This window comes from Bacillus sp. L_1B0_5 (assembly GCF_000836715.1).
In the GTDB taxonomy this organism is placed as follows: domain Bacteria; phylum Bacillota; class Bacilli; order Bacillales; family Bacillaceae_G; genus Bacillus_A; species Bacillus_A thuringiensis_S.
Genome location: NZ_JXIS01000026.1, coordinates 110,139 through 118,378, shown reverse-complemented (window position 1 = coordinate 118,378; position 8,240 = coordinate 110,139). Strand labels below are relative to the sequence as shown.

Below are 8,240 nucleotides of genomic sequence, written 5' to 3'. Positions count from 1 at the left end.
GACTTTCTCCACAGCCTGGAAAAAAGAACGTGATTGGATCACGTTCTTTTTTTACATAATAATAATTTTATCATCTAGTTTTGTCTGCCCGGTAAGAAGTGCGTTTAAATATTCCACTTTTCTTATACAAGCTTGTATATGTCTTTCAACCTCTTGTAACTCTGCTTGGTGATGTGTTTCAATTGGATGAATTTGTACGTTGAATTTTTCAAATTGACTACTATATGTTATTTCTGCATAGCCGCTCATAATATCGGTTTCGTTATGAAATAAAAATTGCTTCGTTTTGTCACAGAATGATACATCCTGAAAGCCATATACTTTTAATGCTTCAATTACTTTTTTAATCATCTTTGTATTCATTTTTTAACCCTCTTTACGAAGTTCTACTTATATATTATAACATAAAAAATTACGTAGAAAGCGCTTCCAAGTGTATTTTATTATAAACTTTACGTTTCGATCACAAAAATGAAACAAAGAAAAAATAATTGTAAAGAAGGAAGGACTCTTTTATTGTTTCGTCATATATATAGAGAAATAGTGCAATGAAAGGAAATTTTCCGAGGTGGAGATCGTATTTCCAATTTGAGCGCAGTAAAAGAGGTGAGAATCTTGAACTTTGATATTGTAGGACAAAAAGCATATATAAAAGATGGACCGCATCGGAACCGAATTGGAATTGTAAAGAAAAACGAGACAAAATTAGCATCGCAGTTTGCTATTGTAATTGGAGAACAAATCATTGATGTAGAGCTAAAGGATATCGTGTTAGTTGGAGTAGACGTAGGACAATTTCATAAATGGTGCGAACAAAATGGTTATTTGTGAAAAGGACGGGCTGTGAGATAATGAAATATATTTGAGGAAAGAGAATATATTATTGTATTCTCTTTTTCTATGTTTAAGGAGGCGAAAATGAAATATAAAGAACAGGAGTTTACGTTGGAGTTAAAAGAGAACATTCAATGTATGGAGAAGGAAATAGAGCGAATGTCACTTAAATTGTATAAAGAGTATTCGCATTTATACATAGAAAAAAACATGGAATTAGATATGGGATTTGCAAGAGAAAAAGAGACTCCCTTTGAGGTGGGTTATTATTCAACAGTTGCTATAGCTATATTAGATGAAGAAAAAGAGATGATTGAATTTCACTATATTACAATTTAGAAATGCGAAAGAATCTTTTTAGGAATGTCAATTCAATCAAACATTTTGGGGAGTAAGAAAGTAGGAGAACTTGTTGATGAATCTTGTTATGAGATTGAGGAAGAGTTAAAAGAGCAACTAGAAGAATACTTGGAGTGATAATTCTCAAGATAAAATCTATAAAGAGGGAACGGAATAAAAAAGACGCTAACAATTGTATGTTAGCGTCTTTTTTTCATTATGAAGCAATTTCACCAGTTTTTGTATCATCTTGATTGTACGTATCTTGATCTAATTCACCAAGCCATTTACTTGAAATAAGACCTGCTGTCATAGAACCACTTACGTTAAGAGCTGTACGACCCATATCGATTAATGGCTCAACCGAGATAACTAGAGCAACAATACCGATTGGTAAGTTCATTGTAGATAGTACGATTAAAGCTGCGAATGTTGCACCGCCACCAACGCCGGCAACACCGAATGAGCTAATAGCAACAACAGCGATTAAAGTTAAAATAAATTGTGGTTGTAATGGATCAATTCCTACAGTTGGAGCGACCATCATTGCAAGCATTGCTGGATAAATACCTGCGCAACCGTTTTGTCCGATAGATACTCCAAATGAAGCTGCGAAGTTTGCAATTCCTTCGGAGATACCAAGCTTTTCTTTTTGAGCTTCAATATTTAATGGCATCGCACCAGCACTAGAGCGAGATGTGAATGCAAATGTTAGTACAGGGAACACTTTTTTCAAATATTGAATTGGATTTAAACCAGACAATGCAATTAATAATAAGTGAATGATAAACATTACGATAAGTGCTACATAAGAGGCTAACACGAAGTTGCCAAGCTTTAAAATAGCATTTATATCGCTACCAGCAACTGTTTTTGCCATAAGAGCTAATACGCCGTATGGTGTAAGGCGTAAAATTAATGTTACCATACGCATTACGATTGCATATCCAGCATCAAGCATTTTCTTAAATAGCTCTGCTTGTTCTGGATATTTTCGTTTTACACCTATAAAGGCAATGCCGATAAAGGCTGCAAATATTACGACAGAAATTGTTGATGTTGGACGAGCGCCTGTTAAATCAAGAAACGGATTTGTAGGCAATAGCTCTAATAATTTATCTGGAATTGTTGTCTTTTCAATAGAAGTAAATCTTTCTTCAACTAGTTTCAGACGAGCAGATTCTGCATCACCTTGTTGCAAGCCTGTTGCAGATACATCAAATCCTGCACTTGCAGCGATACCGACAGCTGCAGCGATTCCTGTAGTAAGAATTAAAATTCCGATAATAAGACCACTAATTTTACCAAGGTTTTTCGTTAACTGTAATTTTGTAAATGCTGAAATAATAGATACTAAAATAAGTGGCATAACGATCATTTGAAGTAATTTCACATAACCGTTACCAATTAAGCCAAACCAAGTATTTGATTCAATAATTACTTTAGAAGTTGGCTCATAAATGAATTGTAATATAAGACCGAATAAAATTCCGACTCCTAAAGCGGTAAATACACGTTTATTAAAAGATACATGCTTACGTTGCATATAATATAATACGCCAACTAAGATGAGCATGACTGCAACGTTAATTCCGACAAGCAGTGTATTCATGTTGATTCCCCCTAATTCCAATCTGTTATATAGAATATAAGGTAATAAAACCTATAAGTCAACTAGGAAATTCCGGGATTAAAAAAAAGATGGCAAAATGCCATCTTTTAATGTCCAGCCCCAGGGACAAGTAAAAATGTCGTGTAGTATGTAAATCCTATGAAGAAAACAGTTAAATATGCCCCGAATACGTATATATACATACGCTCTGTTAATTTTAAATAGCTTAAAAGTACGAAGAAACCTGTTTGTCCTAAAAATAGTAGTGCAGCCTGTTGCATATCTCCTACGTAAAACATAACCGAGAAAATTCCAGTCCAAAAGCCGAGAACGCGAAACATGCGATCCATGCCATTTCCCTCCTTTTCTAGAAAAAGTAAAACCTCTTTTTATTATAGTTTATTTTTCTTACTATTGTAAATATTCGTTCATATAAAAAGAAGCCAATTATTATTGGCTTCTTTTTATATGAGAAATTAAATTGTTAGTTTATAATTACAAGATTTACATCCATCTAATAGACTATCATGTCGAGTTAATTCCATGTTAGGGAATAGGATTTCAAAAATTCCTTTCATCATATCTCCGTGCATGTTACAAATTTCAGTTGGATGATGAACAGCAACTTCTTTAAATGGACAATTGTGTACATCATAGAAAATTTTTGTTCCATCTGCACTTAATTCAAATGCAGGTGATAAGCCGGCTGTTGAGAAAGCTTCTTTTGCAATTTGAACTTTTTGCTCTACTGTTAAAGCATCTTCACTCACATTTAAACGTTGCATATGTTGTTGCATTAATTCGGCCCCGAATTGTTTTCCTGTTTCGTATAGCGCTTTTTCACCAGCAGCGCCAAGGCTAAGTAAAGAATTAAATGCTATTCTTGCTAACAATTGATAATCACGGAATGGAAATTGCAATTGAATAACATCTTCAGATAAGACATATAATCTGCTTGGTCTTCCGCCTTTTCCAGTTTTCTTTGTTTCCGATTTAAGCATATGAACATCTTCTAATTTAGATAAATGTAAACGTGCTACGTTTGGATGAATATCGAATTCATCTGCAATTTCTTGTACAGTTACGTAACTATGTTTTTGCGAAATATATTTATAAATGTAATAACGAGTTGGGTCAGCTAAAACACCTGTAATTTTTAAAGCTTGTTCCATGAGGATCTCCACCTTTATCACTTTATCCAAGATAATAACATTATAATACAGATAAACATGAGTATAGGTAATTTCAGACAATAATTCAGAAATTGTTCATAATTTCACAAACATATTTTTCCTTTTTATTCTAGTGAAAATACAAAATTCCAAATTTTTATTGTGCATGTTTTCATGCTATATACATAGTAAGGAGGGAAAAGTGATGAATGGGATTGAAATTTTTGCGAATACAATTTTAAAAGAGGCGTGTAGGGTACAAGCGTCAGATTTACATATTGTGCCCCGGCAGAAGGATGTAGCGGTGCAACTACGTATAGGAAAAGATTTAATGACGAGACATTGTATTGAAAAGGAGTTTGGAGAAAAACTTGTCTCACATTTTAAATTTTTAGCATCTATGGACATAGGAGAGAAACGGAAGCCACAGAATGGTTCGTTGTATTTGCAAATTGATGGACAAGAAGTGTATTTACGCCTTTCAACACTTCCAACAGTATATCAAGAAAGTCTCGTTATTCGCCTTCATTTACAAGCATCTGTTCAGCCCTTATCACATCTTTCGTTATTTCCAAGTACGGCAGCAAAACTACTCTCGTTTTTACGCTATTCACAGGGGCTACTCGTGTTTACTGGACCGACTGGATCTGGGAAGACAACGACAATGTATGCATTATTAGAGGTAATTAGAAAAAAGAAAACACGTCGTATCATTACACTTGAAGATCCGGTTGAAAAAAGAAGTGACGATGTATTACAAATTCAAATAAATGAAAAAGCGGGTCTCACATATGAAACAGGATTAAAGGCTATTTTACGTCATGATCCAGACATTATTTTAGTCGGTGAAATCCGTGATGCAGAAACAGCAAAAATAGCTATAAGAGCAAGTTTGACAGGACATTTAGTCATGACAACGCTGCATACGAATGATGCGAAAGGAGCAATCATTCGTTTCATGGATTATGGTATAACGAGGCAAGAGATTGAACAGTCTTTATTGGCTGTAGCTGCACAGCAACTTGTCGAATTGAAGTGTCCGTTTTGCAGAGGAAAGTGCTCAACTTTATGTAAATCAATGAGGCAAGTAAGGCAAGCAAGCATCTATGAGCTGCTATATGGATATGAGTTAAAACAAGCACTTAAAGAAGCAAATGGAGAATGTGTTACTTACAAACATGAGACTTTAGAATCGTCAATACGAAAAGGATATGCTTTAGGGTTTTTAGAAGATGATGTTTATGTTTAAGAAAACTTGGAGTTTAAGTGATCAAGTAGTATTGTTGAAACGTTTAGGAGAATTATTAGAAAAAGGCTACTCTCTTTTACAAGCATTAGAATTTTTACAGTTTCAATTACCTGTAGAAAAGAAAGTACAATTGCAGAACATGATTGAGGGGTTAAAAGATGGGAAAAGTCTACACGATTCTTTTCATCAGTTAAAGTTTCATCAGGACATGTTAAGTTATTTATTTTATGCTGAGCAACATGGTGATATTTCTTTTGCTTTGCAACAAGGAAGTGCACTTCTTTATAAGAAAGATAAGTATAGGAGAGACATGATGAAAATCATGCAGTATCCTATGTTTTTGATGTTTTTTCTACTAATCATGCTTTTTATTTTTAACCTCATCTTATTACCTCAGGTTGAAATGGTTTATAGTTCGTTCGGTTCTAATACACCACTACTTACAGAAAGAATTTTAAGTGCAATAAAACTGCTACCTTACATTATTTTAACTGCTATTTTAACTGTTATTATTGGATGTAGTTTATATATGTTGTATTTTAGGAAACTTCCACATATTAGACAGGTAAAAATCATGCTTCGTATTCCCCTGATCAAAACATTTCTTATTTTAAAGCATTCGCATTATTTTGCTACTCAGTTGAGTGGTTTATTAAATGGTGGACTATCAGTATGTGAAGCTTTAACAATAATGATGGAGCAAAGATATCATCCGTTCTTTCAATATGAAGCGAGCCGGATTGAAAGACAATTAATTGGAGGAGAACAGTTACAATCTATCATTGCTAAAAGTGGGTATTACGAGAAAGAACTTTCTTGTGTTATTACGCATGGACAAGCAAACGGCAATTTAGCGATTGAATTAGGTGACTATAGCGATCTTATTATGGAAAGGATGGAACGGAAAATTAAACATATGTTAGTTATCATTCAGCCTATTTTATTTACATGTATTGGAGGAATCGTTGTCCTTATGTATTTAGCGATGATTATGCCGATGTTTCAAATGATGAATTCTATTTAGGGGGCATTTGTATGCAGAATGAGGAAGGATTTACTCTGTTAGAGATGCTATTAGTAATGGTTGTCATAACTATATTATTACTATTAATTATTCCGAATGTAGTTACACAGCGCTCATCGGTCCAAGGAAAAGGGTGTGCAGCTTACGTGAAATCTATAGAAGCGCAAATACAAGTATATCAATTACAACATAATAAAATTCCATCGTTAAAAGAACTGACGGATGAAAAGTATATTACAACTGATAAGTGTCCGAATGGCGAATCTATTCATATTTCAGATGATGGCGCAGTATCAATTAGGGCATTGTGAAACAACAGGGGTTTACTTTTTTAGAAATGTTACTCGTTTTATTTGCTATTTCTGTATTAAGTATAGTTACGTATTTTAGTGTTCATTCTTTATACGAGCGACAAAAAGTTGAACAATTTTTGAGACAGTTTTCAAATGATATTTTGTATATGCAGCAATTAGCGATAAATCGTCAAAAGCACTATACATTACGTTGGCATAAAGATAGAAATATGTATGCTATAAAAGAGTCAGGTACAAAGTATTATATCGTCAAGCGAGAGTATGAAGAAGATATACAAATTGATTTGCATACGTTTCCAAATCCGATGACATATAATCCAAGTGGAAATATTAATAGAGGTGGTACGATTATAATTTCGTATAGAAATTATAAATATGAAATTGTATTTCAGCTTGGAAGAGGGAGATTTACGTATCGTGAAATGTCAAAAAGGATCCATAATGGCTGAAATGATTGTATCGTTAAGTGTTTTAATGATGGCTGTATCGTTACTACTACCGCAAACAGTATTAGTTATGCAAGAAAGAAAAAATATACAAATTCGTTATAAGGCATCTGGATTATTAAAAAAGGAAGCAATTATATATATGTATGGAAATGAAGAAAAGCGAATAATAGAAAAGAATATAAATGGAATTGTGTATTACACATATTGGGGAGGCAATGAAGTTTGTACCATGTGGAGAGATGTGAAAGACAGAATGATGGAACAATGCTTTTATGTAGGAGAAAAAATAAATTAGAATTTGGTTTTTCATTAATAGAAATGATTGTATGTCTGTTTCTATTATCAATATTTTTTTTGCTCTTTCCCCGCCTACATTTCATTGGAATGGAAAATAAACAGTCAAAAGGATTAAATGATTGGGAGTGGGATGTATTTTTAGGTCAAATGCAATTGGAGTTTCGAGAAGTATCATCTGGAGAACAGCTAGCATTTGAAAATGGAGATAGTATTTTACGATTCCGATCGCGTAATGGGAGTGAAGTATCGTATGAAAAAGAGAATAGTCGTCTTATAAGAAAGGTAAATAGGCGCGGGAGGGAAGTTGTTTTACAAAATATTGGAACGGTTTCTTACAAACTAACACCTCATGTACTCATTATAAATGTGAAAGATACTAGCGGAAAAATATATGAAGGTGTAGTTATGCGATATAGTGAAATGGAAATGAATGTATGAGAGGGCAAAATGGGTTTACAATGCCTGGAACGCTCATCTTTCTTATTTTATTAACTTCTTTTTTTATATACGAAACAAATATGTTGTTTACAGATAAAAATTTTTATATAGAAATAGAACAAAAGTTTTTACTGGATGAACTGCTTAACCGATCTATTACAGATATAAAAAAAGACTTACAGCAAAAAGAAAAAGAAGGTGCATTTTTCTTTCAGTATGAAAAGGGAGAAGTGAGTGGAAATTATATCTTTGAAAATGATTTAATTCTCGTTGCATTGCAGTGTACACTCAAACAGGAAGTTTTCTATACGGTGAGCTTTCGGTATAGAAAAAAGGATGGAAAAATAGTCGATTGGATAGAAGGATAATATGTAAAAAATACGAAGAAAAACCAGGGATTTCTATTGTAAATTGAATTGATTTTTTAGAAGAAATGGATAAATATAATGATTAAAAGTTTAAATTTTCTCAAAAAAGAGAAAGGTAGAAAGAATGTGATATATTCATGCTAT

12 protein-coding genes and 1 pseudogene are annotated in these 8,240 nt (G+C 33.2%); 9 read left to right on the top strand and 4 right to left on the bottom strand.

The annotated features are described in order from the left end of the window. Window positions 1–51 precede the first annotated feature (51 nt). Entirely contained in the window at window positions 52–363 is a 312-nt protein-coding gene (locus RT27_RS09905) for a hypothetical protein (RefSeq protein ID WP_016080285.1), read from the bottom strand. 252 nt (window positions 364–615) lie between these two features. Between RT27_RS09905 and RT27_RS09900 the strand changes: the two genes are divergently transcribed. Beyond that, entirely contained in the window at window positions 616–831 is a 216-nt protein-coding gene (locus tag RT27_RS09900; protein WP_001008326.1) for a DUF3912 family protein, read from the top strand. Window positions 832–918: 87 nt separating this feature from the next. Beyond that, window positions 919–1,311 (top strand): annotated as a pseudogene (locus tag RT27_RS35725) (hypothetical protein). A 79-nt stretch (window positions 1,312–1,390) separates the two neighbouring features. On the opposite strand, the gene RT27_RS09890 reads toward RT27_RS35725, so the two are convergent. The 3 genes from RT27_RS09890 to RT27_RS09880 all read right to left on the bottom strand — a co-directional run bounded on the left by RT27_RS09890 (window position 1,391) and on the right by RT27_RS09880 (window position 3,957). Next, window positions 1,391–2,785, bottom strand: a complete 1,395-nt coding sequence (locus tag RT27_RS09890) for an L-cystine transporter (protein WP_016080287.1) — start codon at window positions 2,783–2,785, stop codon at window positions 1,391–1,393. Window positions 2,786–2,892: 107 nt separating this feature from the next. Continuing rightward, a complete protein-coding gene (locus tag RT27_RS09885) occupies window positions 2,893–3,135 on the bottom strand; it encodes a DUF2626 domain-containing protein (RefSeq protein ID WP_000375619.1) in 243 nt (80 codons plus the stop codon). A gap of 126 nt (window positions 3,136–3,261) precedes the next feature. Continuing rightward, window positions 3,262–3,957, bottom strand: coding sequence for a helix-turn-helix domain-containing protein (locus RT27_RS09880; RefSeq protein WP_000434107.1), 696 nt, complete (start codon window positions 3,955–3,957; stop codon window positions 3,262–3,264). A gap of 205 nt (window positions 3,958–4,162) precedes the next feature. Here RT27_RS09880 and comGA point away from each other — a divergent pair, with 205 nt between their 5' ends. Genes comGA through comGG form a run of 7 tightly spaced genes read left to right on the top strand, consistent with a single transcriptional unit; the run spans window position 4,163 to window position 8,096 of the window. Further along, complete coding sequence (comGA, locus tag RT27_RS09875) at window positions 4,163–5,206, top strand: competence type IV pilus ATPase ComGA (RefSeq protein WP_043935941.1); 1,044 nt, start codon at window positions 4,163–4,165, stop codon at window positions 5,204–5,206. Further along, window positions 5,193–6,230 (top strand): competence type IV pilus assembly protein ComGB, encoded by a 1,038-nt coding sequence (comGB, locus tag RT27_RS09870; RefSeq protein WP_052497709.1) that lies wholly within the window; start codon window positions 5,193–5,195, stop codon window positions 6,228–6,230. Before comGA ends, comGB begins: the two co-directional genes overlap by 14 nt. 11 nt (window positions 6,231–6,241) lie before the next feature. Beyond that, window positions 6,242–6,541 (top strand): competence type IV pilus major pilin ComGC, encoded by a 300-nt coding sequence (gene comGC, locus RT27_RS09865; RefSeq protein WP_001178687.1) that lies wholly within the window; start codon window positions 6,242–6,244, stop codon window positions 6,539–6,541. Beyond that, window positions 6,538–6,993 (top strand): competence type IV pilus minor pilin ComGD, encoded by a 456-nt coding sequence (comGD, locus tag RT27_RS09860; RefSeq protein ID WP_000813141.1) that lies wholly within the window; start codon window positions 6,538–6,540, stop codon window positions 6,991–6,993. The genes comGC and comGD overlap by 4 nt, the downstream gene beginning before the upstream one ends. Then, on the top strand, window positions 6,986–7,288 hold the full coding sequence (locus RT27_RS09855; protein ID WP_016080290.1) for a hypothetical protein: 303 nt from the start codon (window positions 6,986–6,988) through the stop codon (window positions 7,286–7,288). Before comGD ends, RT27_RS09855 begins: the two co-directional genes overlap by 8 nt. Continuing rightward, entirely contained in the window at window positions 7,258–7,728 is a 471-nt protein-coding gene (comGF, locus tag RT27_RS09850) for a competence type IV pilus minor pilin ComGF (RefSeq protein WP_029443294.1), read from the top strand. The genes RT27_RS09855 and comGF overlap by 31 nt, the downstream gene beginning before the upstream one ends. Further along, on the top strand, window positions 7,725–8,096 hold the full coding sequence (gene comGG, locus RT27_RS09845) for a competence type IV pilus minor pilin ComGG (RefSeq protein WP_016080292.1): 372 nt from the start codon (window positions 7,725–7,727) through the stop codon (window positions 8,094–8,096). The genes comGF and comGG overlap by 4 nt, the downstream gene beginning before the upstream one ends. Window positions 8,097–8,240 lie beyond the last annotated feature (144 nt).

What these genes read in the sequence shown, in the direction of transcription:
- comGB (WP_052497709.1), top strand. Translation starts at nt 5,193, where the DNA reads ATGTTTATGTTTAAGAAAACTTGGAGTTTAAGTGATCAAGTAGTATTG.
- RT27_RS09885 (WP_000375619.1), bottom strand. Translation starts at nt 3,135, where the DNA reads ATGGATCGCATGTTTCGCGTTCTCGGCTTTTGGACTGGAATTTTCTCG.
- comGC (WP_001178687.1), top strand. Translation starts at nt 6,242, where the DNA reads ATGCAGAATGAGGAAGGATTTACTCTGTTAGAGATGCTATTAGTAATG.
- comGF (WP_029443294.1), top strand. Translation starts at nt 7,258, where the DNA reads ATGCTTTTATGTAGGAGAAAAAATAAATTAGAATTTGGTTTTTCATTA.
- RT27_RS09855 (WP_016080290.1), top strand. Translation starts at nt 6,986, where the DNA reads ATGGCTGAAATGATTGTATCGTTAAGTGTTTTAATGATGGCTGTATCG.
- comGA (WP_043935941.1), top strand. Translation starts at nt 4,163, where the DNA reads ATGAATGGGATTGAAATTTTTGCGAATACAATTTTAAAAGAGGCGTGT.
- RT27_RS09890 (WP_016080287.1), bottom strand. Translation starts at nt 2,785, where the DNA reads ATGAATACACTGCTTGTCGGAATTAACGTTGCAGTCATGCTCATCTTA.
- comGG (WP_016080292.1), top strand. Translation starts at nt 7,725, where the DNA reads ATGAGAGGGCAAAATGGGTTTACAATGCCTGGAACGCTCATCTTTCTT.
- RT27_RS09880 (WP_000434107.1), bottom strand. Translation starts at nt 3,957, where the DNA reads ATGGAACAAGCTTTAAAAATTACAGGTGTTTTAGCTGACCCAACTCGT.
- RT27_RS09905 (WP_016080285.1), bottom strand. Translation starts at nt 363, where the DNA reads ATGAATACAAAGATGATTAAAAAAGTAATTGAAGCATTAAAAGTATAT.